Raw genomic sequence first — 24,223 nt, 5'->3', positions numbered from 1 at the left:
CCCCGCACATGCGGGGCGTTTCCGTTAAAGGTCAAAATACATGTTAGTTAAAATACCCGCCGTTCTCAGCAAAGCAGAAGTCGCGCACTGCCGCCGTGTTATGGAAGCAGCAGAGTGGGTAGATGGCAAAGTAACTGCGGGTTACCAGTCAGCAAAAAATAAAAACAATATTCAGTTGGCAGAGAATTCCGACGCGGCAAATCAGCTCGGCGATATTATTTTAGCCGCCCTTGCCCAGAACAATTTATTTATGTCTGCCGCCCTACCCCTAAAAATTTTTCCGCCACTGTTCAATTGCTACCAAGGTGGTCACTCCTTTGGCGTGCACGTCGACAATGCTATTCGGCAGGTAAAGGGTACGGCGGTTAAAGTGCGAACAGATATATCAATGACCCTGTTCTTCTCAGAGCCGGAAGAATACGACGGTGGCGAACTCGTCATCGAAGATACCTACGGCACACAAAGTATTAAACTCGCTGCCGGAGATATGATTCTCTATCCCTCCACTAGCTTGCACCGAGTCACACCTGTCACCAAAGGCCGACGCCTCGCCTCGTTTTTCTGGCTGCAAAGTATGGTCGCCAGCGATGAAAAGCGCAGTCTGCTATACGACATGGATATGAGTATTCAGAACTTAAGTCAGGGTAATGAAGACCACCCCGCCATCATTCAACTCACCGGGGTTTACCACAATTTATTGCGGCAGTGGGCGCAAACTTAAATTGCGTTTACATAGAGAAAATACGGTGCTTTGCTCTTCAAACTACAAATAGCGAGGGACTATCTAGATTACTCAGAGAAGTCCACGGACAGCTATTTACCACCCGTTAAAGTTGCGCAGATCCAAAGCTTCTGGGTTCCTGCGCAGTCTTATTCTGTTAAGATTTTAGTTGATTCTCGTCCAGAACGTCATGTTCACAGAGTCTTTTTCAAGTAGTTCTAAATATTCAAGTGCAACGGCATTATCTAACCATTGCTGGCAATACTCCTCTGCCTTTTCCTGCGAGCTGGCAATAGCCACATCTGCATAAATACCATCTGCGCCCCGAACCAGAAAATGGAGAATTAGCTCCCCTTGCTGACTAAGAAAATCTGCCTCGACGTTATTAGACAGCTCTATTAATCTTGCCTCTGTCACACCGTCTTTAAGCCTGAAGGTCGCGAACTCCATGCCGCCAATGCTATCAATGTTGCCATTCTTTATCATATTAGTGCCCCAGTTATTGCTTGAATGCCAACTGTAATGCGTTGCTACTGACAGCATTGTGTCAGTCCACTTTTTCTTTTGATTCAATATATGCCGATAGAGAAACACCTTCTGGTAAAGGAGCGGTATATTCACAAAGGGCTAGCTCGCTTATACGGTCAAGCCTGAAGTCCCTGTAGTCGCCGCGCAGATCGCACCAACTGCCTAGTGTCCATCTGCCTCCCCAATAAAATAGACCCAAGGGATAAACGGTTCTCGACGTCACACTCTCTGAAAGCGAGTTATAAGCAATCTTCAGCCAACGCTTTTTCTCTATTGCTGAATGCGCTTTCCCCCAAACTTGATACGTTTCAGAATCACGATGATTTACCGGCACCCTTACCACGCGCTCCTCATCAGGAATCAGACTTGATGCCTTCGGCAATACAGCTTCGATCTTTGACAGCAGTGAGTGTGCTGACGCCGCAAGATGCTTTCCAGTTAAAGACGCTGTAAAGCTAACCCCCGTGATGAGCGCCTCCAGCTCACCCGCAGATAATTGTATTGGCGGTAACTCAAAGCCCTCTGACAACCGATACCCAACACCTGGCTCGCCATATATCGGTATTCCCGACAAAGATAAATCATCAATATAGCGATATATAGTTCTTTCAGACACAAGCAATTTCTCAGCTAACTGCTTTGCAGTAATGGGCTGATGTTTACGCAAAATATTAGTTAACTGAAAAAGTCTGTCTGATTTTCGCACACTATAGCCTTTTCTCTTCGGAGGTTTAACACACGCAACAGCGGCGCTGAAAACGCGTGGTTATGATATCCGGCCCCGCAGGGGTGCACTGCTTGCTTGTTAGGTAGATAGTGGGAAGTGCTCTCTTATTCACATGCCTTGACGACTTTCATCGAAAGTTACAATGCCCGTGCCTGACCGCGAATGAGTTTATTAACGATCAGGTTTAATATTGACTTAGATTTGACGATGTTAGATTACGTATGATCACTCTAGGTTTCCAGACAACCAGGCGATATCAATAAGCAGTGCTACGATTCGTCGCCGTCAGTATTGCGAAACTTCAACTGCAAACCCTTTAAGAAATTCCGCAAAATCTGATCTTTGCAGTCGCGGTAATGTTTGTGATCGGTCTTGCGAAAGAAGGCACTCAATTCATGTTTGCTAATCTTAAAATCTGCCAGTGCCAGTATCGCCATCACGTCTTCCGCTTTTAGACTTAGCGCTATTTTTAATTTCATGAAGATCATATTGTTTGTCAGGCGTTTCTCTACTACTGGCTTCTGCCCGTCTTTGGCGCCGCGCAAGTCAACAATTAAACCGTTTAAAAATGCCGCTAACAACAAGTCATCGCAAGGCTCAAAGCCGTCATCTTCTTCTTTCTTTAACCACGCACTCACTTCTTCGCGGGAAACATGGTGATCAGCCAAGCTAAAGATCGCCATCATTTTTGAATCATTAAAATCAAAGATGTAACGCACTCGGCGCAAGACATCGTTATTTACCATGGTGTTTTCCTATTACTTACTTGTCTTTCAATTATCTGAACGGCGAGAGCCATCTTTAAAACGACGTTTACGGGCCTGGTTCTCTTCTTCTTTTTTTGCCTTTGCTTCGGCAACGGCTAAATTTTCGCGCTCAATCATAGCAGGCGTTTCCAGGCTAATCCGTCCCACGATACCGGCGCGCAATTCGTTAATCAGCAATTCGCATATTTTATGGAAGTTAATACGGCCGCCACCGGTAAGTGCGCCACGCCGACGCGCTGCCGCTTCTAAAAAAGCCAGTTCGGTATCGGGAATGCTATCGAGCTGGAAGCGCGCTTTGAGTAATTCCGGGTAGGCCTTAATTAAATATTCAGCTGCGTAGAACCCGACGTCGTCGAACTCCATAGCGGTGTTTTTAATTGCGCCAGTGACGGCCAAACGATAGCTGCTATTTGGGTTTTCAATTTTTGGCCACAGAATACCGGGAGTATCAAATAGCACAATGCCGCTGCCCAGGTTTATTCGCTGCTGGCTTTTTGTCACCGCTGGCTCATTGCCGGTTTTGGCGATAATACGATCTGCGAGAATATTGATAAGCGTGGATTTGCCCACATTGGGAATACCAACGATCATCGAGTTGATAGTTTTTAAACTCGCGTCTTTTGCAGGAAACATTTTGCGACACAGATCAATTATCTGCCGAATTTTGCCGGGGTCGTCGGTGGTGGTGGTAAAGGTTTTTACCCCGCGATCACGCTCTAAGTATTCTTGCCACTCGGCCGTCACCTTGGGGTCGGCCAAATCAGACTTACTCAGCACCTTGATGCATGGCTTTTCACCGCGCAGTTTAGCAATGGCGGGATTTTCGCTGGAGCTTGGAATCCGCGCATCCAAGACCTCAATGAGCAGATCAACCTGAGGCAAAACCTCGGCAATCGCCTTTTGAGCTTTGTGCATATGCCCCGGATACCACTGAATTGCCATTAACCACGCCCTTATCTATCAGAGGCGCTATTGTACGTGATGCAGATCAAATTAGGTAAATCCTGTGGGCAATTCGGCTTTTACTCCGTCAGTGGCCAATCGTGAATGACACTGCGGTGATAATTTGAAATAGGCGATGCCAAGGCCTTGCGGATCAATTGCGGGCAGCGTTGCCTAGCGTGCCAGAGCTCAAACACTTCCAGCACTCCGGCGTAAGCCTGGTCGGTCTTTACTAATATGATAGGGTCACCGGCGCTGATATTGCCGTCTCGCAACACCCGAGCATAGGCGCCCGGCCTGCCCGCAAAGACAAACTGTTTGGCAAATTTACTGTCTCCCATGCGCACTGCCAACTTAAAGCAGGGGGTGCGCGGCGCAGATATTTCGAGAATGGTATTGCCTATCATTAGGCGGTCGCCAATAACTAATTCACGCAGATCAATGCCTTGTGTGGTGAGGTTTTCGCCGAACAATCCCGGCTCAAGCTCTCTACCCAAAAAGCCAGCCCACCACTGATAGTCTTCCTGGCTATAAAGATAAACGGCCTGATCTGCACCACCATGCACACTCAGGTCGACGATATTATCACTCTCAATTCCAGCACTGCTCACATAGACCGACGACGCAACAGGCTCTTTGAATATGCCGGTTTCGACCAACTTACCGTCGAATTCTATCTGTTGTTTCTGCGCTCGATTTATTGAAACAAGCTTCATCCCTTCCCCCACTTACCGTAATTACTGATGCCGTAGTCCATCCACGCTGGCAGCACAGACCACTCGATGGACAATAGCCTGTGTCGGAGACCTAGAGTGCCAAACATAGGCAAGGTGTAGATATACGTCAGTCAACATATCTTGCACCGCAATATGTGGTCCGATATTGACGGAATAGAAGAAAATGGGAAGGTCACCAAGCGGGAATGTTGTTCTCTGGCAAGGAGAAATCGCACGAACCGCCGCGCAGCGGAGGCCACGCACATTGTGCGAGTGAGCGGCGACTGAGTACACAAACCAAACCTCCGCCATATTCAGCCACTACCGAATACACAAACCCAATTTCCGCCATACTCGGCAGCGACCGAGTACACATACCAAATCCCCGTCATACTCGGCCACGACCGAGTATCCAGGAGAGCACAGCGATCCCTTTGTTTTTCTCGGCCTAGGAAACAGCGCATAGCCCGCGGTTTATGGATCCCCGATCGGGGTCGGGGATGACGAGGGCGGGAGCCCGCACAGCAAACTCAAGCACCATCATATTGAGCAGCGACCGAGTACACATACCAAATCCCCGTCATACTCGGCCACGACCGAGTATCCAGGAGAGCACAGCGATCCCATTTGCATTTCTCGACCAAGGAAGCAGCGAATAGTCCTCGGTTTATGGATCCCCGATCGGGGTCGGGGATGACGAAAGTGGGAGCCCGCACAGCTACTCAAGCACCGTCATATTGAGCAGCGACCGAATACACAAACCAAATCTCCGCCATACTCAGCAGCGACCGAGTACACATACCAGATCCCCGTCAGACTCGGCCACGACCGAGTATCCAGGAGAGCACAGCGATCCCCTTTGTTTTTCTCGGCCTAGGAAGCAGCGCATAGCCCGCGGTTTATGGATCCCCGATCGGGGTCGGGGATGACGAAAGTGGGAGCCCGCACAGCATACTCAAGCACCGTCATATTGAGCAGCGACTGAGTACACAAACCAAACCTCCGCCATATTCAGCCACGACCGAATACACAAACCGAACCTCCGCCATACTCGGCCACGACCGAGTATCCATACAAGAGGAGCGGGTGCATTGGGTAGGACTTTGCGAAAAGTAGGCGTCTTTAAGCGACGCAGGCAGAGGATAAAATAACAGTCGTGCAGAGAGCTTTTAAAGTAACTCTGTTTTAGTCCTATCGCCTTCCGAGAAGGTCGCCACTAAGGAGAAGCGCATAAAGCCGCTACAGGTGGTCAAATAGTCGCGAAGACAGAATTTAACAACATCTGCAAAGCGCTCATCTTTAAACTTCCAGTGCGAGGATTTTGTGAGATACGGCTCAACGGTAGACATATCACAAATGACTTTGTGTCCCGCTTCGCGCTGTTTGGTGTCGTCCGTTACCACAATTTTTAAGATGCCGTCAGCCGTGATTTCAAATATCAAATACTGGGAATCGTCGTCGATATTGTCGTGCATCATGCTGACTGCCTTGTCTGTACACGCGATAATCAGCGGCTCAAGCTCTTCCTCAAGCTTAGCTACGCTGTCGATAGTACAAATATATTCCGCCAAAGAGCCAAGCTCAGACGGCGTGATATTCCAATTTACTCGCATTATATTCAAACCTTATGTTCTAAAATCGCTCGCCGCGAATGTTCAATTCGATTGCGAATCACTGAAAACAAGAAGGGCCTTCCTGTCGGCAGGAAGGCCCTTCGGGGTGTTCGCTAGCAAATGTGTTTAACGAATACTGGCTGTCGCGCGAGCCGTCATATATTCAGATACTTTCTTCTTCTGATACACATGCGCTGCCGTGGCCACATTACCGCCCTTACCGGTTTCTAGCCAACGCTTAATACGGCCAGCGTCGCCAATGGGGCTGGTTTTGCCAAAAGAGTCTAACATCACAAACAGCAAAGACTTGCCATCGACATTCGCCTTCATCACTAGGCAGCGTCCAGCTTCGTTGAGGTAACCGGTTTTGCTCATATCCACATCCCAGCGCTTATAACGCACCAGGGAGTTGGTATTAACATAGGCGAGACTATACGCCGGGCGGCCAAAGTTAGCCGTGTGAGTTGTGGTCGTTGAGTACTCTGCAATTTCAGGGTATTTCGCTGCGGCGGCAACTAATTTAGCTAAGTCTGACGCAGTTGAGACATTGTGATGCGACAAACCGCTGCTATCCACAAAGACGGTATTCTTCATACCTAAGGACTTCGCTTTGGCATTCATTTTTGCCACAAAGGCCGTCATGCCACCCGGATAATTTCTTCCCAATGCGGCGGCTGCCAGATTTTCAGACGACATTAAGGCAAGACGCAAGACTTCGCTGCGAGGTAATTCTGACTCTAGACGTATGCGCGAGTAGTAATTATTAACCGCTCTGCGATCATCTTTAGAAAAACGAATCACTTCTCGCATCGGCTGGTGGGCATCAAGCACGATCATCGCCGTCATCACTTTGGTAAGCGAGGCAATCGGTTTCACGATATCTGAATACTTTTGGTACACCACTTCGCCGGTGTCGGCATCGACAACCATCGCGCTAACAGAGGCTAACTGTAGGTTTGCAGGATTATTCCCGGTCGCTGAAGTACCCGCCATTGCTGGAGATAACAGCAGTGACACCAACAGCGTAATCATTATTCTTTTCATTACTTCACCGTCTAACCAAATAATTAAGCGGAAGTTATCATAGCCATTTTGGCGAAACTGCCGACCTGTTCAATTTTTATACAAATTTGTTTACTCTTCGCTTTTAACCCGCAAAGTATCCAAAATTTGATCTACCGCTGCCCGATCCATATCCCTATCATCTTCCGCGCAAGCATAGCTCACTAGCAATAAGTGACTTCCACCATGCAAGAACCATTCGCGAATATAATCTCCTTCTTCGACAGTTTCAAACTCCCAACCACGATAATCGTCACCTATTTTGCAAACTTTGCCGTTTTTTATCGGTATTCCGACTTCTTTGATCAAGTCGAGCAGGTCTTTCTCGGTCGCGGCCTTGCCATTCTCTGCCTGTAAACTGCTCAAACTAATGCAGCCGAGCTCATCCTGGTCGAAGATCAGAATACTGTCGTCGTCCTGCTCGGTACGCCATTCCTCAGGCAATCCAATAAACCACCAATCAGATTCTACTTCCTGCATAATTTTAATCTCAATAAATAGGTTTTAACTGCGGCTTGATGCTGTTCACAACAGCGGCAGATCGGCTGACATCAAAACCGCATCTTCATGACCGTCGCCGAGTGGATAATACTTTTTGCGGATGCCGTCCTCGATAAAGCCGAGCTTACTATACAAGGTTCGCGCTACTGTATTAGATACCCGTACTTCGAGTAAACAGCGCTGACCGCCAAACTGCTGCATCCACTCCAAACCCTCGGTGAGTAAATGCCTGCCCACACCGCCGCCACGGCTGTCGGTATCAACCACAATATTCAGAAGGCTGACCTCATCCAAGACCAAGGTATAAGCGCTAATCGCCAGTAATTCATTGTCTTGCCAATAACCAAGACAGTGATCGTCGCGAAGACTGCGCAGCCAATTGACCCGCCCCCAAGGATGCGGATCAGATCGTGTTTCTATTAATAAGCACTGATCAAGGTGATGAATACCCAGCATAGCGACACGCGGCATGATGTTATTCACTATCCTGAGTGGGAAAGGCGTGCCCACGCAACTGCTGCCATAAGGCGGCTTTTAAAGCGCCATCACTCATCATCGCTGCTGGGCTGGCGCTGAACAGGACGGTCAAGCTAGCGCTGGCTAAGATGTCGTGATCAAAATACGGCTGTATTTGCTCACCAAACACCACCACGCAAGGCGCATTTTGACGTTCGGCATGGGCCATCACACTGCCTAAAAGTGCATCTTTCGCTGCATTGGCGCCCTGCGCAAAGCTCGGGGTTTTAACCACCGGCCACTGGAATCGAGTACTAGAAAAGCGTGGTGCTAACTCGATGTGATGATGGGTTTTCACCGCAACGGCAATATTGGCGAGTAACCGCTTCTCACTGGGGGTCAGCGCTGATGTCGTCGTGTCCACCGCAAATAACAGCCCAATATCTGTGCCGACTAGATCAACGCTAAAACGGGGATTGGCTTGCGCCGCGCCCTCAGTCTCTGTATTAAGTTGGCCTTTTTCCTCGACGTTAGCAGCGCGTTTTGCGCTCTTGCCGTCTAAATTAAGCCCCTCAAGCTCAGACGCAATACGCGCCCGGCTTTCGCCATTGCTTTGCGGGGGACTGTTTTGCAATGCCCTGGCATGCGAAGCACCGACCGCTGACTTTTCACTGTCGCGCTGCGCACTTAGGTTTTGATATTCGCTTTCAATATCGTAGTTGTCGGTCGATGCCGCGTCGCCATCGTCATAATCCGCAGGCGGAAAACCCATGTCGCAAAGCGGTGATTCTGCCGCGCCATCCAACACGTAGCGCGGCACATAGCTGTCCACGCCCATCGCCTGCAAATAATCTAAGCGCAGTGCTTCGTTCACCTACACGCCCCGCTGTGGATGGGCTTTTAAGACACCAGCTGCCAGGAGATTCAACGCGTCCAAATAGGCTTTGACAGAAGCCACAATAATATCGGTATCGGCGCCGTTGCCGTTCACGATAACACCGTCTTTTTCTAATCGTACCTGCACTTCACCTTGGGAATCAGTACCGCTGGTAATGGCGTTTACAGAGTAAAGTAAGAGCATAGCGCCGCTATTTACCAGGGTTTCAACCGCCTTAAATGCGGCATCCACAGGCCCGTCGCCCTCGGCAGAGGCCTGTTGTGATTCACCATCGATAAGCAGCTGAATATCCGCACGGGGCTTTGAGCCCGTTTTTGATAGCGCTTCCAAACCGGCAAAGCTATACCGCAACTCGCGCTCTGCGGGCTGCACATCGCTCATCAAAGCTTGCAAATCTTCATCGAAAATTTCGTGTTTTTTATCCGCCAGTTCTTTAAAGCGGGTAAACGCCAAATTCAGGGCCGCCTGATTTTCCAGGGTAATGCCTAGCTCCTCTAAGCGGGCTTTAAAGGCCGCGCGACCGGAGTGCTTGCCCAGTACTAATTTATTGGCGTTCCAGCCGACATCTTCGGCTCGCATAATTTCGTAGGTTTCACGATATTTTAAAACCCCGTCCTGATGAATGCCGGACTCATGTGCGAAGGCATTGGCACCGACGATGGCTTTATTCGGCTGCACCGGAAAACCGGTGATCGACGACACCAGACGCGAGGTGGGCACAATTTGGGTGGCATCGACACTCACTTCAACTGGGAAAATGTCAGCGCGGGTCCGCACTGCCATCACCAGCTCTTCCAAGGAGGCATTACCGGCCCGCTCGCCCAAGCCATTAATCGTACATTCCACTTGTCGCGCACCGTGCATAACCGCAGACAGTGAGTTCGCCACCGCCAAACCAAGGTCGTTGTGGCAGTGCACTGAGAAAATGGCCTTATCGGCGTTGGGTACCGAGTTCATCAAACGCGCCACCATGGCGCCGTATTCTCCCGGCTCACCATAACCAACGGTGTCTGGCAGGTTGATGGTGCGCGCACCGGCATTGATAACCTGTTCAATGATGCGGCACAGAAAGTCATATTCCGAGCGCGAGGCATCCTCACAGGAAAACTCGACATCGCCAATGAGGTTGCGGGCGTGCTTAACCGCTGCCACGGCGCGCTCAACCACATTGTCGGGCGCCATTCTCAGCTTGTATTCCATGTGGATTGGCGAGGTGGCTATAAAAGTGTGAATACGCCCCGACTCTGCCGGGCGCAGCGCTTCCGCAGCGCGATCAATATCCTCTGCTCCGGTGCGCGCCAAGCTACATATGGTGCTGCCCCTAACCGCCTCAGCGACCGCTCGCACCGATTCAAAATCACCCACACTGGCTATCGCAAAGCCCGCTTCAATAACGTCGACACCCATTTTCTCTAGCATCTTGGCGATGCGCACTTTCTCATCGCGCGTCATCGATGCACCAGGACTTTGCTCACCGTCACGCAGTGTCGTGTCGAATATAATCAGCCGATCTTTAGCCATGAATAACTCCCCAAATTATCATTATTTGCTGTGACGCAAGGTTCACAGCGCAATCAATGCTGGCAATTATAGTCGGACATGGGCCAGAGTTCTTGGCTCTTTTCACCATCCAGCGCGGATTTTTCTCCGTAATACCATCCAAACTCGGTAAAAATGCCAAGACCGGCAAATGAACTTAGTCCATCCTTAACGTCAAACTCCGGGAGGCGCAAAGCAAATGAAATTGCGCAAACGTCAATTTAAAGGCGTTTCGGCTGGTGATTTTGTATACAATTTACTCGCTAGCGCTGGCCTTACTAGTTGTAACAAATGTAGTTAACGCGCAAGCCCAGGCTTGCTTACCAACAATAACGGAGTAATCCGCTGTATCATGCGACGCATCTTTATTTTTTGCATAGCGCTAAGCCTGCCACTGTTCACTCAGTCTGCTGCGGCCAACGAACAATCTCCAAAGACACTGGACGAATCTACATCCCTTAACTCAAGCACCGTCAGTGAAACCAAACGCGCTGAGGACGGCACCACGTTTACCTCAAATGGGCGCAAAGACCCCGATTTAAACAGCAAATTTGATACAAACTCTGGTAATAAGGGCACCCCGGAAGTGGCTTTCAATTTGCTGGGGCAAGACATTTTACGGGGCAGTTTTGAACGGCTCTACTGGACAGCAGGCCAGGCCATTGCCGGACTCGCCATGCCGACGCCAATCCTTGTAGCCGCAGGCAATCAACCTGGCCCCACCTTGTGCTTAACCGCAGCGGTACACGGCGACGAGCTAAACGGGGTAGAAGCTATACGCCGAGTGATGTTTAGTTTAGAGAGCGACAAATTGAACGGTGTTGTTATTGGCGTACCCATCGTTAATATGCACGGCTTTCGTCGCACATCACGCTATCTGCCAGATCGCCGCGACCTCAACCGCTACTTCCCCGGCGACCCCAAAGGCAGCTCGGCGGGTCGAATTGCCCACAGCTTTTTTAACGAAGTTATCACTCACTGTGACCGCCTCATTGATATCCACACGGGCTCATTTCACCGCACCAACCTCACCCAATTACGCGGCAATTTGGGTAAAGAAAGCGTGATGCAATTTAGTAAGATGTTCCATGACGTCACGGTGTTAGACGGCGCCGGTGCGCCCGGAACACTGCGCCGCGCTGCGGTAGATGCGGGCATACCAGCGGTGACTCTCGAGGCGGGCGAACCATTGCGCCTGCAGCTTAAAGAAGTGATACAAAGTGTGAACGGCATAAAAGCGGTGATGTACCACATGAATATGATTGGTACTAAACCGAGTCGGGCGCCCAAGCAAAATGTCTTTTATAAATCGACCTGGCTGCGTGCAGATCAAAGCGGTGTGTTTCTCACCGAGGCCAAGCTGGGCCAGAATGTTAAAAAAGGCGACATACTCGGCAGCGTTACCGACCCGATTACCAACCGCAGCTCGGTCATTCGATCTAATGTCGACGGCCAAATTATCGGTCTCGCGCTAAACCAAATGGTTATGCCAGGCTTCGCCGCCTACCATGTCGGTATTGCCGCTGATGAGAAGAAAGTCGCTGCGGACAAAGTCGCGGACAGCGTCGTGGCCGAGGCACTTGAACCCGTCGCGGAAAACATGAAGGAAGTGGCGCGGGAAGCAGCGCAAACGGCAGCTAAAACCAGCAACGATCCGGCCAAAGTCAGCGCCGCCGCCCGCAAAGCCGTAAAAGATGCAGCGCGCAACGCCTCACAGCTGGTGGATCAACCCAAGTCGGACAAACCTAAAGAGCCTGAACCAGAAAACAATCCACCAGAAAGTGGCCAAGCCCCGCCGTCGGAGTCGATAAGCTCACCTCGACCCAATGACGAGTTAGAAGAGCACCCTGAATAAGAGGTATAAAAAAGCCAGCGCATGCGCTGGCTTTTTTAACTGCGGTCTTTACGCCCGTCGCTGCTGCCAGCCACGAGCTGGCGCTGCTTCAGGGGCCTTATTTTGTCGCACATCGGTCACTCGCTTGTCTTCTCCAAGTTCAAAACGACCCACCATGTGGTTCAATTCTTGCGCCTGTCCAGACAGCTCCTCTGCGGCACTGGAAGACTCTTCAGAATCTGCAGCGGTGCGCTGTACGACCTGATCCATATCCGAGATAGCCAAGTGAATTTGTTCAATACCGCTGGTTTGGGCTTCACTCGCCGTGGTGATCTCATTGACGATATTCGCGACCTTGCCGACCGCACCCATGATGTTCGTTAGCTGACCATTCACATCGCTAGACAAACGACCGCCATCTTCCGCAGATTCTGCCGATTGCGCGATTAAACTGGCGGTTTTATTCGCCGCCTCTTTGGCACGCTGCGCCAGGTTGCGCACCTCGGCCGCGACCACCGCAAAACTGCGTCCTGACTCACCTGCTCTCGCAGCTTCTACGGCGGCATTCAGCGCCAGCAAATTGGTTTGGAAGGCAATCTCATTAATATCATTAATGATTGTCTGAGTGTCTTTGGCTGAGGCTTTGATTCGCTCCATCGCACTCAACATTTGACCCATGGTGTTGCTACCACACTGCGCTAAATCTTGAGTTTCCCGCGCGAGTTGCTGCGCATGGCGAGTATTCTCGGCGTTTTGCCGAGTCTGCTCTGCCACCTCATCTAAAGAACGGGTAGTTTGCTCTAGCGATGCCGCTTGCTGAGAGGCACCAACGGCAACCGAGTGACTGCTTGAGGCAATTAAGCCCGACGCCGCAGAAACCTGTTTAGACGATTCAAGCACGTGGGACATCGAATCACGCAGCTGGGAAACGGCAGTATTCACTGAATGCTTCAATTCGTCGAACTGACCGCGATAATCACCAGCCACCTGGACACTCAGTACATTTTCAGCAACAGCCTGCATAACCGAAGACACTTCATTTATCGGCGCGGTAATCGCATCAAGCATGGCATTTATATTTTCTAGCAATCTCAGGTTGTCGCCACTGGCACCATCCAGTTTTGCGCGATTCTCTAAACGACCTTCCTGTGTCGCGCGAATTAAAGCCTCTACTTCGGCAACAGTTTCTTTACGCTCAGTAATGTTGGTCGCGTATTTCACTACTTTAAATACTTTGCCAGAGAAATCTTTAATCGGCGTATAAGAGGCTTGAATCCATATGTCGCGGCCATCTTTGTGCTTTCGGCAAAACTCACCAATCTGCGCCTCACCAGCACCTAGCGCTTCCCAAAAACGACGATAGTCATCGGATTTACGATACGATGAATCGACAAACATGTTGTGATGTTTACCGACAACTGCGCCCAAGTCATAACCCAAGGTATTCAAGAAGTTTTCATTCGCGGTAATAATCGTGCCGTCGGTTTCAAATTGAATTACCGCCTGCGACGAACTAATGCCTTGAATCTGTCCCTCAAAATCGGCATTTCGTAACTTTTGATCAGTGACATCACTCGCGTATTTCACGACCTTCACGACCTTGCCCTGAATATCTTTTATCGGTGTGTAAGAAGCTTGTATCCAAACATCTCGGCCGTCTTTACGAACACGACGAAACTCTCCGGTCTGTGCCTCGCCGGCTGCTAAAGCAGTCCAAAAGCGACGATACTCCTCAGATTGACGGTAATTGGGATCGACAAACATGCTGTGGCTCTTGCCGACGACTTCGTCCGCTCGATAACCCAACGTTTTCAGGAAATTATCATTGGCGGAAATAATTTTACCGTCGGTCTCGAATTGAATAACCGCTTGCGATGAGCTAATGCCTTCTATTTGGCCGCGGAAATCTGCGTTCTGAATTTTTTGCGCCGTGATATCTGTGGCGTATTTAACAATCTTAAATACCTTGCCACTCATATCTTTAATTGGTGTGTAAGAAGCCTGAATCCAAACCTCGTGACCTTGCTTATGTTTACGCGAAAACTCGCCGGTTTGCGCTTCGCCAGCAGCGAGTGACGCCCAGAACCGTCGATAGTCATCCGATTTCCCGTAAGCCGCTTCGACAAACATACTGTGGTATTTGCCAACAACTTCATCGCGACTGTAGCCAATGGTGTTTAAAAAATTATCGTTAGCCGCAATAATCTTACCATCAGTTTCAAATTGAATAACCGCTTGAGAGTGACTGATGCCTTCAATTTGACCTTGGAAATCGGCATTACGAAGCTTTTGCGCGGTAATGTCTGACGCATACTTTACAACCTTAAAGACCTTACCTTCCAAATCTTTTATCGGTGTGTATGAGGCTTGCAACCAAATAGTTTTGCCATCTTTTCTTACGCGGCTAAACTCGCCCACCTTGGCCTGGCCCTTACCGAGCTCTGACCAAAAATTGCGGTATTCAGAAGACTGGCGATAGGTCGGATCAACAAACATGCTGTGGTGTTTTCCGACAACCTCATCACGACTATAGCCAACCGCATTTAAAAAATTATCATTTGCCAGTGTAATCGTACCGCCAACATCAAATTGAATAACTGCCTGATTCAGGCCAATTCCTTCAATCTGACCTTTGTAGTCAATATTTCTAAGCTTTTGAGCGGTGATATCGCTGGCGACTTTCACAATACGATTAACATTACCCGCCTTGTCAAATACCGGATTGTAGGAAGCTTGTATCCAAAATATATCGCCGTCTTTGGTAAACCGACAAAACTCGCCAGTCTGGGCTTGGCCTTCACTCAGCGCGCCCCAAAACTCGCGATATTCCGCGCTCTTCGCGTAACTGGGCTCGACAAATATACGATGATGCGCGCCATCTAAGTCCCCAGCTGAATATCCGGTCACACTTAGGAAGTTAGCATTGGCGGTGATAATAGTGCCGTCAGGTTCAAACTCGATAATTGCCTGAGAAGCGCTGATCGCGTCGAATGTGCTTGATAAACGAGCGTATTCAGACGTCGTTGTTTTTTTCGCTGGCATGGCAACCTCGCGTTATTATTCGATTGAAATACAGCTGCCATTGCTAAATAGCCAAAGACAGTAGGACGTAAATCACAATAAGCTGCCTTTGCATTGATGGATATAAGTAATACTGCGCATTAAGTTAAGCGTTAGTTAACAATATTTACGATGATATAAATATCAAAGGTCCGATCATGAGCAGAAACCGATATCTCGCTCAAGCTGGGCAGCCAAACTAAACAATGTTTCCTCGTCATTCATACGACCGGTAAATTGCATCCCTATCGGCAAACCGTCACTGCTGTTGTGCAGGGGCACTGACATGCCCGGCAAGCCGGTGATGTTCCCCATTATAGTGAACGCCATTTTTTCGAGTACCGGTGTGGCCATCTGCTCAACTAATCCCGCGCTAAACAACCATTTACCCACATTAATTCGATGAGAAGCCAACATCAGTAGCTCTTCAATGCGACTGTTGGGCAATACGCCGTGGGGCACTGCGGGCGTGGGCACCGTTGGGCAAAGCATGACATCGTGATGCTCCAGCAACCGTCCCATCGCAAGCTGAATGTCATGCCACCCTTTTTTGGCGGCTACCAAATCTGCCGCACTTAAAGAGCGCCCAATCATCGCCATATTTTTAGTTGCCGGCTCGAATTTTGCGACACAAGCTCTACCGTACTGACGACTGTAGAGTGCGACCATCGCAGCCACCTCCCCGCAGACCACTACAAAAAAGTCGCGCCAAAACCGGTCAATATGAATATCAGGCTCAAACTCGATGACCTCATGACCGAGGTCACGTAGCTGCTGCGCCGTTTTACTCAGCGCGGCGTCTACCTCGGGATCGAGTGAGGTATTGACCAGCGGTTTGCGACTAAGGGCAATTCGAAGCGGTTTTGGATCGCGAGTGGTTGCCGACAAGAACGTAGCGCTTGGCAGCGCAATATTATACGGAGCGCCAATCTCGTGACCGCTGCTACAATCCAACATTGCCGCGCTGTCTCTCACACTGCGCGTCAGCACATGTTCCGCCACGGCGCCCTGCCAATCCTCGCCTTGATCGGGGCCCAAGGGGTTACGGCCTCTGGAGGGCTTTAAACCGAACACACCGCACCATGAGGCGGGAAACCGGATGGAACCACCGCCGTCACCACCGTGTGCCATCGGTACAATGCCAGCTGCCACCGCTGCCGCACTGCCACCCGACGAACCACCGGTGCTATAGCCCAATTTGCGGGGATTGTGGCTAGCCCCGTGGGCTTTTGGTTCGGTGGTGATTATGAGTCCAAATTCGGGGGTATTGGTTTTGGCGAATATATTCACACCACTGGCTTTGTAGCGACGCACTAACTCGCTGTCATACCCAGGCACTACCGCCATCCCCCGACTGCCCATCGTCATCGGTTCACCGGCAAACGCAGCCAGCAAGTCCTTTAGTACAAAAGGCACTCCGGTGAACGGCCCCTGGGGTAGGCCGTCTTTAATATACCGGTACGCTCGGTCATCGAAACGATGAATAATCGCGTTGATCGCAGGGTTAATCTCATTGGCGCGGGCAATGGCTGCATCGAGAAGTTCCGCGGGTGTCACCTCCCCAGCCTTGACCAAATTTGCCATACCCAGGGCATCGTATTCACCGTATTCTTTAAACATTCATCACTCCCCGTTTTATTCTTCTAATGCCCACCGGCTTGCCCCGTTTGCCAAGAATAATTAAATAATCAAAATGCCTTTGGCCGAACAGACAAAATCGCGCTACAGTATTCAGTCTGGGTATACGGAAAAACAATCTCCCCAGAGCTAACATTCCTGTGTGGATGTTATATGCAAGACCTTTACTTCATAACAATACAAGGTTGTAGCTATGCCGCTATCTAATGACGTTCTTGACGAAATACGCGTACTCACCCAATTTAACCCCGCCTCCGCACTGGAAGGCATCAAGGTACATCATACCGCCGACGCAAGCACCATTGCGGCCACCCAGCGGCTTTTTGACAAAGACTTAATCACCCTGCCCGACGGCGGCTACCTCACTAATAGTGGTGTCGAAGTCATTCGCCATCTAGACAGCCTGATTACTGTCTTACAATGCAAAAAAGAAGCTGTTGCCGGCTGATTAGGAGGAAATACTGGTCGGTAAATAGCGCGCCATCACCCTATTTCCGACCGGAATACCATTAAAGACATGACGTGAATTACCCGTCCTTTTTCAGCTACACTCTCGTCTCGCCCAAAAATCAGAGCACCACATGGATCCCCTTACCCAAGGTTTACTTGGCGCGGTTGCTGTTCGCAACTCCCGCAATAGCAACGCACAACGCGGTGTCTCTGTTGCACTCGGTTTTTTTGCGGGTATGGCCGCCGACCTGGACGTGCTTATTCGCTCGAGTAGTGACTCATTATTGTTTCTTGAATACCATCGCCAATTCACCCACTCGCTTATTTTTATTCCCTTAGGCGGCCTAATTTGCGGCTTGGTTTTGCACTATTTGATAGGGCGGCGAAGCCGCCTTAGCTGGCCCCAAAGCGTTTTATTTTGCACACTAGGTTACGCCACCCATGCGCTACTCGACGCCTGCACCACCTATGGCACCCAATTATTTTGGCCGTTTAGTAACGAGCGCGTAGCGTGGAATGTCATGTCGATTATCGACCCACTCTATACCTTGCCAATCGCTGGGTTGCTATTGCTCAGCCTACGCAAACACTGGCAGTGGGCTGCGTCGGTAGCGCTTTTTTGGGTCATTGCCTATCCCTGCTTGGGTTGGTGGCAACGAGATCGCGCGGAAACGCTTGGCCACCAACTGGCATCCAGCCGCGGCCATCTCGTTCGCAGCTTGGAGGCAAAACCCTCCTTCGGCAACATTCTACTTTGGAAAATTGTGTATCGCACTGACGATGCCTTTTACGTGGACGCAGTCCGCGTCGGCAGGACCACAAAGGTATTCCCCGGCGACAGCATCCCCATGCTGACACTGAACTCAGACTTACCGTGGCTTATTTCAACAAGCCGCCAGGCCGCAGATATTGAGCGCTTTCGCTGGTTTTCTAAAGGCTATATCGCACTAGACCCAAACAACCCCGAGCGTATTATTGATATTCGCTATTCTCTGCTGCCCAATGAACTGGATGCACTTTGGAGTATCGAACTGTCACCAGATTCGCCAAATAGTCACGTGCAATTTCAAACACACCGCAGTGATCGCCAAGCTAAACTGCAGCAGTTCTGGCAAATGCTAAGCGAGTAAAATCTCGCCAACACCCTGCACAACAGACAATATGGATTTACTCATGGTTAAACTTTCAGTCCTTGACTTGTCACCCATCACCGCCGACGGCGATGCGGGCACATCACTCAAAAACAGCCTGTCACTGGCGCAACACGCAGAAAAATGGGGTTTCAATCGCTACTGGCTAGCTGAGCATCACAACATGCAAGGTATCGCCAGCGCGGCGACGGCGGTGGTTATTGCTCATATTGCCGGCGGTACCAACAGCATCCGCGTGGGCGCTGGCGGTATTATGCTACCCAACCACGCCCCGCTCATTATTGCTGAGCAATTTGGTACATTAGAGGCGCTTTTCCCAAACCGCATCGATCTTGGGCTTGGCCGCGCACCAGGTACCGACCAAGCGACTGCCTACGCCATGCGCCGCAATCTCGACGCCGATGTCGATCAATTTCCGCAAGATGTGGTTGAGCTAATGGGATATTTTGGCGAACCTCACCCTGATCAGAAAATTCATGCCGTGCCAGGATGCGGCCTCAACATTCCCTTTTGGATTTTAGGTTCAAGTCTATTTGGCGCGCAGCTGGCAGCCTCTCTCGGCTTGCCATACGCCTTTGCCTCACATTTTGCACCAGAGCAAATGCTGAACGCGATTGCCCTCTACCGCGAACGCTTCCGCCCGTCTGCGCAACTAGACAAGCCCTATGTCATGCTCGGCTACAATGTTTTTGCCGCCGACACCGATGCCCAAGCTCATTATCTAGCAAGCTCAATGCAACGCGCTTTCGTCAATTTACGACGCGGGCAACCGGGTAAACTACAGCCACCCGCAGACAATTACCTAGAGCAAATATCAGCCGGTGAGCAAATGCTGCTCCAGCAAATCATGTCGTGTTCAGCCATTGGCACCGCTGATAAAGTACAAGTAGAAGTGCAGGAATTTCTCGAGCGAACCCAAGCTGACGAGCTGATGATCACCTCGCAGATATATTCCCACGAGGCGCGATTGCGGTCTTACGAAATTGTCGCGTCGCTAGAATTACCATGAGTCAGTCATAAACTACCTACATAGACAGCCGCCACTAATGGCTCAGACTGTCTATGTAATGCAAACAACACTATTTGCCGTACTTCTCGTTTAATACCCGTACTTCGCGCTGCGGGAATGGAATTTGGAAACCGTGCTCGCGCATAGCCTCAAATATCATCAACAGCAAATCGCCACCGACACGGTTTTTACCATCGTCGATACCCATCATCCAAAACTCAACAAACATATTCACCCCGGAATCACCGAAGCTGTCTATTTCACAATCCGGCCGCTCTTCAAAAGGGATATCCTCACCACTAATGACCTGCTCATGCGAGGCGACGGTTTCCTTAATTATCTCTACTAGCTTGCGTATATCTGAGTCGTAAGCCACCGAAAAATCCACTCGGTAACGCTGCTTCTTATTTTTGTGCGTCCAGTTGGTAAAACTCTCTGTTACAAACTTCTCGTTTGGCACCATGATGTCTTTGCCATCATAGGTTTCCAGGGTGGTCGATCTGAGAGTCAGCTCGCGAACAATACCGGTGCGACCATCCTCCAGTTCAATGTAGTCATCCAGGGAAATGGAGCGATCCAACAAAATAATAATGCCGGAAATAAAGTTAGACGCAATTGCTTGTAGACCAAAACCTAAACCGACCCCGAGAGCACCACCAAAGACCGCCAGCGCAGTGAGATTAATACCCATAACCTGCAACAGGAGAAGAAAGATCACTACAAAAATCGCAACTTCAAGTAACTTTGCGGCAACCTCTTTGGTTCGGAAATCGAGCTTTTCTTGGCGCCGAATCATCTCCTGACCGGTACTATTTGAGACGCGCCCCAACCAAAACAACATGGAGCCAACCAACATCACCCGCATTACACCATAGGCTGAAATCTCAATATTACCGACGGCCACCTCAACCGATTCCAGCACGGCAATAATCGGCTCTAGAATATTTAGCAGGTGCAAAAATAACAGTGGCTGACCTACCCAGCGAAAAACAAACGCAATAAAATCATTTTTGACGTAATCGCGAATTATCGATCTAAACACCAACATCATGGCGACAATTAGAGCTGTTCGCACCAGCCAGTATTCACCGAGCAACTGCTCACTTATTTCAACTGCAAAGCTCAACACTAAAATGGTAAGCAAAGGGAAAATCATTACACCAAGCTTGCCGGTAAGCTTGCGCAGTGGCTTGAGAGGTGCATTTGCCGGCGCGTCAGCAAAGGCCGGCACGAACTTGCGAATGTAAGTGGTAATAAAATAGGTAATAGCAAAGACCACCAGCACCAGTGCTAGCTGAGCGTAGGTCTCCGATTGTAAAAGAACGGCAAATACGTGGTCAGAAAAATCTAAAAATGCCTGTTTGTAATTATCAAAATCCACACTATCTACTCTTGTTATTCGCTCTAATTGGGTAGATGTTCGTCACGTCTACCCAGCCCCACTCACACACTTCTCGTCACAGGATTTCATTGCAGCCAGTGACTTCACTGCAAGCTAAATATCATGAAATACAATATCGTGGCCATAAGAATTATCAATACAACACAACCACTTGCCGTCAGCGGATCTATTGAACACATAGCATGCTTTGCGCTCAACGGCCGGATAGTTCGGCGCGGCAACTTCGGTCAGCGCCAACACAAGGCAAGTATCACCCGACTCAAGTAGCTGCATACCCTTTTGTCTTACCTGTAATCCGTTCTTAAAATACACCGCTATCTTCTCAAAAGCTGCTCGTATCGCTGCTTTACCAACAGCATTCCGCCCCGGTTCGACGACAAGTACCGCATTTTCAGTGTAAATATCGAGGAGCGTATCAAAATCCTCCTTCACTATTGCCTCATCTGCCCGCGCTATCTGCAATATAACTGGATGCTGCGCCAAAACCACTTCCTCGCTACGGTAACTAAAGTTTGCGGTGCTTTAAGTATCATCCAAGCACTAGCCAAGTGAATTATAGAATATCTGTAGGCCCTTATTGGAACTGAGAAGCTGAATATTCAATTTGGGACCAGCAATACTCCCCAGTCATTCCACAATAGACAGCTTCGCCTGAAAAAAGTGATGTATTTCTCGTTTTTACGACCACCGCCACTTAATGAGTACTAATACGAATACGGAAGTCAGCGTGACTACGACATAGTTCGATCACATCAGGGAAGAATATCCTAAAAACTAGTCTGCTGCTGACGTGACTTTAACCGGACAAGACATCGTTCTGCTTAAACGTCTGGTTCAGCAACACAGAATGCACATAGCCTAGCGAACGAAAGCCATGAAAAGAATTGCGTGTATTAGCACGATCACGACCCAGCCCGATGAAGGGGACGCTTCTACTCAACTCATGGCGCTCTATAACTCAACCCGAGTTTACAACAGAGAGAATGATATCACCGGCGTATTCCTTGTTTCCGATAGTAGCTGCCTGCAAATTATGGAAGGAAATGCCGAGTCTTTGGCCAACGCCATTTACCGTATAGGGCGTGATCCTCGTATCAGTGACTTCAGTGTAGTAATGAATTGCAATGCCGACGCGGCGGAATTTGCCGGTTGGAAAATTCGTATCATAGGCGCTGGAACAGATGCGCACTTAGATTTCATCGCAAGACTCAAAGAAAGCCTAGCCGACAAGATCCAAGCAAAAAGCAGTACTGATAAAACGCGGCTAGAAAGTTTTTTTGGTCGACCTGAGCTACCTACTCCTACACCGACCACAACATTAGCCACACCAACCCCCGCACCAGCGAACATTAGCAGCACAAGCAAAAAAATATACGAGGACTGCGTTGTTTCCGTGTCTGCGTGGCCGCGACCAACGCAAATGAGGATGACTCCAGAACTCATCCGCCTTTGCTCTAACCTGACAAAAAGACCTGCACATTTCGAACGGATTTTAGCGCTGAAGCTGTGCTCATCTAATGAAAAATTAACTCATTACTTGTCAGTACTAGAGAGCTTGGGTCTATTAAAAACACATTCGAGCGTCGGAGTCCCAAACTTGAGGGTAGTTAGCAATCCATCGATATCAGCCAATACGGCGGAACAACCAGTAAATAAAACCGCAGACCGATTTAGCCGAGTTCTCCGACGCTTTATCGCATCCGCTAAATCCTAGGGCGTCGCTAACTATGGATCAAATTTATAATAAATTAGCGATAGTGGGCGAAGTGGGCGCGGGGAAAACCCAGCTCATAAACACTATTAGTGAAATCTCTCCCTTCGCCACAGAAGCGAGGTCTTCTGTCGATATAGGCAAGGAATTCACCACCGTTGGTATTGATTATGGGCGTTTGAGTCTAGATGCCGATATCGCGCTGGGACTCTTTGGATTACCCGGACAAAAGCGCTTTTCACTGCTTTGGGACATGGTGAATACCTCTTTGTGGGGGCTGGTCATCTTAGTCAAATACGGTGAAGGCATTAATATCGATGCCATCGACGATATTCTCAGCCATTTCCAGCCATTAAAAAATAACGTCCCAGTTGTAGTCGGAATCAGCCACTCCGAAAACGCCACGGCTGAGGAATTAGACGTACTGATGGAGTTTTTAGAACACGTTTTACAAGGGCACGGTTTATCTGCCCCGATCATGCCTGTTGATCCACGCGATGTTGAGTCTTCTCTCATGCTTCTGCAAATGATCGATGCAATCAGCAACACGGAAGAGCCCGAAGGAGCACAACTACATGTCGGCTAATAAAAAATTGAGTGGCGAGCTGATTGGCTTATTCAATGAATATTCGAGCAACAATGACGCGATCGAGATTATCTCACTGGCAACCACTGACGGATTTCCCGTTCATCATTTTTCACGTCTGAGCGAAGGATTTGATGTCGAAACCATGGCTGCAGCGGCAAGTACGCTGTACTCCGTAAGCAATGCCGTGACCAAACAGATTCTGTCGAAAAGCTTCAAAATTACTTTCATTGAATCAGAGCAGGGCAATGTTGCTTTTGTTGCACTGCAATTGAATGACAAGGATTTTGTACTGTCCATGTCGGCCAAAAGCGCCATGAATATCGCCAGTTTACGCTTACTAATAAACCGCTTAGCAGTTGAAATTGGCGATCTCGATTTAGCCAATGTTGCTTAGCCAGTAGAACACTCCGGCGCCGGAAGCGACACATCCACGCTAGAGGGGAATAAGAATGTTAAAGAGCCCAAATCGTTAGAATTTAATTTGCTAAAACAAAACAGATTTAACCAGGAGAGTAAAAACTATGAGTAATTTAAACGACGCCGTAAAAAGCATGATGGAAATCGACGGCGCAATGGGTTGTGCAGTGGTAGATTACACCTCAGGAATGCTGTTAGCTTCGGCTGGTTCCGGGGTTGATCTGGAAATGGCTGCGGCTGGTAACAGTGAAGTAGTCAAGGCAAAAATGAAAACCATGAAATCACTAGGCATTACCGGAAAGATCGAAGATATTTTGATCACACTGGACACACAGCTTCATATCATCCGCCCAAGCACGACCAATGAAGGCTTGTTTATCTACCTCGTGCTCGACAAAAAGAACTCAAATCTCGCTCTCGCCCGCCGTAAAACGGCCGACATCGAAGGCGATCTAAAGCGCGTTTAACAAGCCTAAACCAGGATTCAAATAC

General features: G+C 49.4%; 25 protein-coding genes. 9 read left to right on the top strand and 16 right to left on the bottom strand.

Annotated elements, in window-relative coordinates; genetic code table 11:
- Window positions 1-40 precede the first annotated feature (40 nt).
- Window positions 41-721 (top strand): Fe2+-dependent dioxygenase, encoded by a 681-nt coding sequence (locus AAC007_RS00930; protein WP_339674084.1) that lies wholly within the window; start codon window positions 41-43, stop codon window positions 719-721.
- A gap of 165 nt (window positions 722-886) precedes the next feature.
- Here AAC007_RS00930 and AAC007_RS00925 read toward each other — a convergent pair whose 3' ends face one another.
- The 12 genes from AAC007_RS00925 to AAC007_RS00870 all read right to left on the bottom strand — a co-directional run bounded on the left by AAC007_RS00925 (window position 887) and on the right by AAC007_RS00870 (window position 10,452).
- The gene (locus AAC007_RS00925) at window positions 887-1,207 is read right to left on the bottom strand and encodes a hypothetical protein (protein WP_339674082.1); all 321 of its coding nucleotides are present in this window, start codon (window positions 1,205-1,207) and stop codon (window positions 887-889) included.
- A 61-nt stretch (window positions 1,208-1,268) separates the two neighbouring features.
- Window positions 1,269-1,955, bottom strand: coding sequence for a YafY family protein (locus tag AAC007_RS00920; RefSeq protein WP_339674079.1), 687 nt, complete (start codon window positions 1,953-1,955; stop codon window positions 1,269-1,271).
- A 290-nt stretch (window positions 1,956-2,245) separates the two neighbouring features.
- Window positions 2,246-2,722: a DUF1456 family protein gene (locus AAC007_RS00915; RefSeq protein WP_339674077.1), complete on the bottom strand. Its 477-nt coding sequence runs from the start codon at window positions 2,720-2,722 to the stop codon at window positions 2,246-2,248.
- A 27-nt stretch (window positions 2,723-2,749) separates the two neighbouring features.
- Window positions 2,750-3,685, bottom strand: coding sequence for a ribosome biogenesis GTPase YlqF (ylqF, locus tag AAC007_RS00910; protein WP_339674075.1), 936 nt, complete (start codon window positions 3,683-3,685; stop codon window positions 2,750-2,752).
- 80 nt (window positions 3,686-3,765) lie between these two features.
- Complete coding sequence (locus tag AAC007_RS00905) at window positions 3,766-4,401, bottom strand: MOSC domain-containing protein (RefSeq protein WP_339674073.1); 636 nt, start codon at window positions 4,399-4,401, stop codon at window positions 3,766-3,768.
- Between the two features lie 193 nt (window positions 4,402-4,594).
- Window positions 4,595-4,777: a hypothetical protein gene (locus AAC007_RS00900; RefSeq protein ID WP_296433869.1), complete on the bottom strand. Its 183-nt coding sequence runs from the start codon at window positions 4,775-4,777 to the stop codon at window positions 4,595-4,597.
- Between the two features lie 793 nt (window positions 4,778-5,570).
- Window positions 5,571-6,014, bottom strand: coding sequence for a hypothetical protein (locus AAC007_RS00895; RefSeq protein WP_295870597.1), 444 nt, complete (start codon window positions 6,012-6,014; stop codon window positions 5,571-5,573).
- Window positions 6,015-6,140: 126 nt separating this feature from the next.
- Window positions 6,141-7,058, bottom strand: a complete 918-nt coding sequence (pbpG, locus tag AAC007_RS00890; protein WP_295870594.1) for a D-alanyl-D-alanine endopeptidase — start codon at window positions 7,056-7,058, stop codon at window positions 6,141-6,143.
- A 90-nt stretch (window positions 7,059-7,148) separates the two neighbouring features.
- Window positions 7,149-7,556, bottom strand: coding sequence for a hypothetical protein (locus AAC007_RS00885; protein ID WP_296433870.1), 408 nt, complete (start codon window positions 7,554-7,556; stop codon window positions 7,149-7,151).
- Between the two features lie 45 nt (window positions 7,557-7,601).
- A complete protein-coding gene (rimI, locus tag AAC007_RS00880) occupies window positions 7,602-8,048 on the bottom strand; it encodes a ribosomal protein S18-alanine N-acetyltransferase (RefSeq protein WP_295870588.1) in 447 nt (148 codons plus the stop codon).
- 4 nt (window positions 8,049-8,052) lie between these two features.
- Complete coding sequence (locus AAC007_RS00875; RefSeq protein WP_339674069.1) at window positions 8,053-8,907, bottom strand: hypothetical protein; 855 nt, start codon at window positions 8,905-8,907, stop codon at window positions 8,053-8,055.
- Window positions 8,908-10,452: a 2-isopropylmalate synthase gene (locus AAC007_RS00870; protein WP_339674067.1), complete on the bottom strand. Its 1,545-nt coding sequence runs from the start codon at window positions 10,450-10,452 to the stop codon at window positions 8,908-8,910. It lies immediately after the preceding gene.
- Window positions 10,453-10,822: 370 nt separating this feature from the next.
- Between AAC007_RS00870 and AAC007_RS00865 the strand changes: the two genes are divergently transcribed.
- Window positions 10,823-12,325 (top strand): succinylglutamate desuccinylase/aspartoacylase family protein, encoded by a 1,503-nt coding sequence (locus tag AAC007_RS00865; protein ID WP_339674065.1) that lies wholly within the window; start codon window positions 10,823-10,825, stop codon window positions 12,323-12,325.
- Window positions 12,326-12,373: 48 nt separating this feature from the next.
- Here the strand turns inward: AAC007_RS00865 and AAC007_RS00860 are convergent, their stop codons facing one another.
- Window positions 12,374-15,346: a PAS domain S-box protein gene (locus AAC007_RS00860; protein ID WP_339674063.1), complete on the bottom strand. Its 2,973-nt coding sequence runs from the start codon at window positions 15,344-15,346 to the stop codon at window positions 12,374-12,376.
- Between the two features lie 174 nt (window positions 15,347-15,520).
- Window positions 15,521-16,984: an amidase gene (locus AAC007_RS00855; RefSeq protein WP_339674061.1), complete on the bottom strand. Its 1,464-nt coding sequence runs from the start codon at window positions 16,982-16,984 to the stop codon at window positions 15,521-15,523.
- Between the two features lie 211 nt (window positions 16,985-17,195).
- Here AAC007_RS00855 and AAC007_RS00850 point away from each other — a divergent pair, with 211 nt between their 5' ends.
- From AAC007_RS00850 to AAC007_RS00840, 3 genes are all read left to right on the top strand, one after another.
- Window positions 17,196-17,450: a TIGR02647 family protein gene (locus tag AAC007_RS00850; RefSeq protein ID WP_219042234.1), complete on the top strand. Its 255-nt coding sequence runs from the start codon at window positions 17,196-17,198 to the stop codon at window positions 17,448-17,450.
- A gap of 133 nt (window positions 17,451-17,583) precedes the next feature.
- On the top strand, window positions 17,584-18,582 hold the full coding sequence (locus tag AAC007_RS00845; protein ID WP_339674058.1) for a metal-dependent hydrolase: 999 nt from the start codon (window positions 17,584-17,586) through the stop codon (window positions 18,580-18,582).
- Between the two features lie 43 nt (window positions 18,583-18,625).
- Complete coding sequence (locus AAC007_RS00840) at window positions 18,626-19,612, top strand: LLM class flavin-dependent oxidoreductase (protein WP_339674056.1); 987 nt, start codon at window positions 18,626-18,628, stop codon at window positions 19,610-19,612.
- Window positions 19,613-19,682: 70 nt separating this feature from the next.
- Here AAC007_RS00840 and AAC007_RS00835 read toward each other — a convergent pair whose 3' ends face one another.
- Complete coding sequence (locus tag AAC007_RS00835) at window positions 19,683-20,993, bottom strand: mechanosensitive ion channel domain-containing protein (RefSeq protein WP_295870549.1); 1,311 nt, start codon at window positions 20,991-20,993, stop codon at window positions 19,683-19,685.
- A gap of 114 nt (window positions 20,994-21,107) precedes the next feature.
- Window positions 21,108-21,497 carry a nuclear transport factor 2 family protein gene (locus AAC007_RS00830; RefSeq protein ID WP_339674053.1) on the bottom strand — a complete coding sequence of 130 codons (390 nt, stop codon included), beginning with the start codon at window positions 21,495-21,497 and terminating at the stop codon, window positions 21,108-21,110.
- A gap of 391 nt (window positions 21,498-21,888) precedes the next feature.
- On the opposite strand from AAC007_RS00830, the gene AAC007_RS00825 reads away from it, so the two are divergent.
- From AAC007_RS00825 to AAC007_RS00810, 4 genes are all read left to right on the top strand, one after another.
- A complete protein-coding gene (locus AAC007_RS00825; RefSeq protein ID WP_339674051.1) occupies window positions 21,889-22,728 on the top strand; it encodes a BLUF domain-containing protein in 840 nt (279 codons plus the stop codon).
- Between the two features lie 13 nt (window positions 22,729-22,741).
- The gene (locus tag AAC007_RS00820) at window positions 22,742-23,311 is read left to right on the top strand and encodes a hypothetical protein (RefSeq protein ID WP_296433895.1); all 570 of its coding nucleotides are present in this window, start codon (window positions 22,742-22,744) and stop codon (window positions 23,309-23,311) included.
- Window positions 23,301-23,708: a roadblock/LC7 domain-containing protein gene (locus AAC007_RS00815; RefSeq protein ID WP_295870542.1), complete on the top strand. Its 408-nt coding sequence runs from the start codon at window positions 23,301-23,303 to the stop codon at window positions 23,706-23,708. Before AAC007_RS00820 ends, AAC007_RS00815 begins: the two co-directional genes overlap by 11 nt.
- Before the next feature lie 127 nt (window positions 23,709-23,835).
- The gene (locus AAC007_RS00810) at window positions 23,836-24,198 is read left to right on the top strand and encodes a hypothetical protein (RefSeq protein ID WP_339674048.1); all 363 of its coding nucleotides are present in this window, start codon (window positions 23,836-23,838) and stop codon (window positions 24,196-24,198) included.
- Window positions 24,199-24,223: the final 25 nt, after the last annotated feature.

The sequence above is a fragment of the uncultured Zhongshania sp. genome, assembly GCF_963975605.1.
Lineage (GTDB): Bacteria > Pseudomonadota > Gammaproteobacteria > Pseudomonadales > Spongiibacteraceae > Spongiibacter > Spongiibacter aquimaris.
This window is presented reverse-complemented; position numbering and strand designations above follow the sequence as displayed.

What these genes read in the sequence shown, in the direction of transcription:
- AAC007_RS00930 (WP_339674084.1), top strand. Translation starts at nt 41, where the DNA reads ATGTTAGTTAAAATACCCGCCGTTCTCAGCAAAGCAGAAGTCGCGCAC.
- AAC007_RS00925 (WP_339674082.1), bottom strand. Translation starts at nt 1,207, where the DNA reads ATGATAAAGAATGGCAACATTGATAGCATTGGCGGCATGGAGTTCGCG.
- AAC007_RS00915 (WP_339674077.1), bottom strand. Translation starts at nt 2,722, where the DNA reads ATGGTAAATAACGATGTCTTGCGCCGAGTGCGTTACATCTTTGATTTT.
- ylqF (WP_339674075.1), bottom strand. Translation starts at nt 3,685, where the DNA reads ATGGCAATTCAGTGGTATCCGGGGCATATGCACAAAGCTCAAAAGGCG.
- AAC007_RS00905 (WP_339674073.1), bottom strand. Translation starts at nt 4,401, where the DNA reads ATGAAGCTTGTTTCAATAAATCGAGCGCAGAAACAACAGATAGAATTC.
- AAC007_RS00900 (WP_296433869.1), bottom strand. Translation starts at nt 4,777, where the DNA reads ATGTGTACTCGGTCGCTGCCGAGTATGGCGGAAATTGGGTTTGTGTAT.
- AAC007_RS00895 (WP_295870597.1), bottom strand. Translation starts at nt 6,014, where the DNA reads ATGCGAGTAAATTGGAATATCACGCCGTCTGAGCTTGGCTCTTTGGCG.
- pbpG (WP_295870594.1), bottom strand. Translation starts at nt 7,058, where the DNA reads ATGAAAAGAATAATGATTACGCTGTTGGTGTCACTGCTGTTATCTCCA.
- AAC007_RS00885 (WP_296433870.1), bottom strand. Translation starts at nt 7,556, where the DNA reads ATGCAGGAAGTAGAATCTGATTGGTGGTTTATTGGATTGCCTGAGGAA.
- rimI (WP_295870588.1), bottom strand. Translation starts at nt 8,048, where the DNA reads ATGCCGCGTGTCGCTATGCTGGGTATTCATCACCTTGATCAGTGCTTA.
- AAC007_RS00870 (WP_339674067.1), bottom strand. Translation starts at nt 10,452, where the DNA reads ATGGCTAAAGATCGGCTGATTATATTCGACACGACACTGCGTGACGGT.
- AAC007_RS00865 (WP_339674065.1), top strand. Translation starts at nt 10,823, where the DNA reads ATGCGACGCATCTTTATTTTTTGCATAGCGCTAAGCCTGCCACTGTTC.
- AAC007_RS00860 (WP_339674063.1), bottom strand. Translation starts at nt 15,346, where the DNA reads ATGCCAGCGAAAAAAACAACGACGTCTGAATACGCTCGTTTATCAAGC.
- AAC007_RS00855 (WP_339674061.1), bottom strand. Translation starts at nt 16,984, where the DNA reads ATGTTTAAAGAATACGGTGAATACGATGCCCTGGGTATGGCAAATTTG.
- AAC007_RS00850 (WP_219042234.1), top strand. Translation starts at nt 17,196, where the DNA reads ATGCCGCTATCTAATGACGTTCTTGACGAAATACGCGTACTCACCCAA.
- AAC007_RS00845 (WP_339674058.1), top strand. Translation starts at nt 17,584, where the DNA reads ATGGATCCCCTTACCCAAGGTTTACTTGGCGCGGTTGCTGTTCGCAAC.
- AAC007_RS00840 (WP_339674056.1), top strand. Translation starts at nt 18,626, where the DNA reads ATGGTTAAACTTTCAGTCCTTGACTTGTCACCCATCACCGCCGACGGC.
- AAC007_RS00825 (WP_339674051.1), top strand. Translation starts at nt 21,889, where the DNA reads ATGAAAAGAATTGCGTGTATTAGCACGATCACGACCCAGCCCGATGAA.
- AAC007_RS00820 (WP_296433895.1), top strand. Translation starts at nt 22,742, where the DNA reads ATGGATCAAATTTATAATAAATTAGCGATAGTGGGCGAAGTGGGCGCG.
- AAC007_RS00815 (WP_295870542.1), top strand. Translation starts at nt 23,301, where the DNA reads ATGTCGGCTAATAAAAAATTGAGTGGCGAGCTGATTGGCTTATTCAAT.
- AAC007_RS00810 (WP_339674048.1), top strand. Translation starts at nt 23,836, where the DNA reads ATGAGTAATTTAAACGACGCCGTAAAAAGCATGATGGAAATCGACGGC.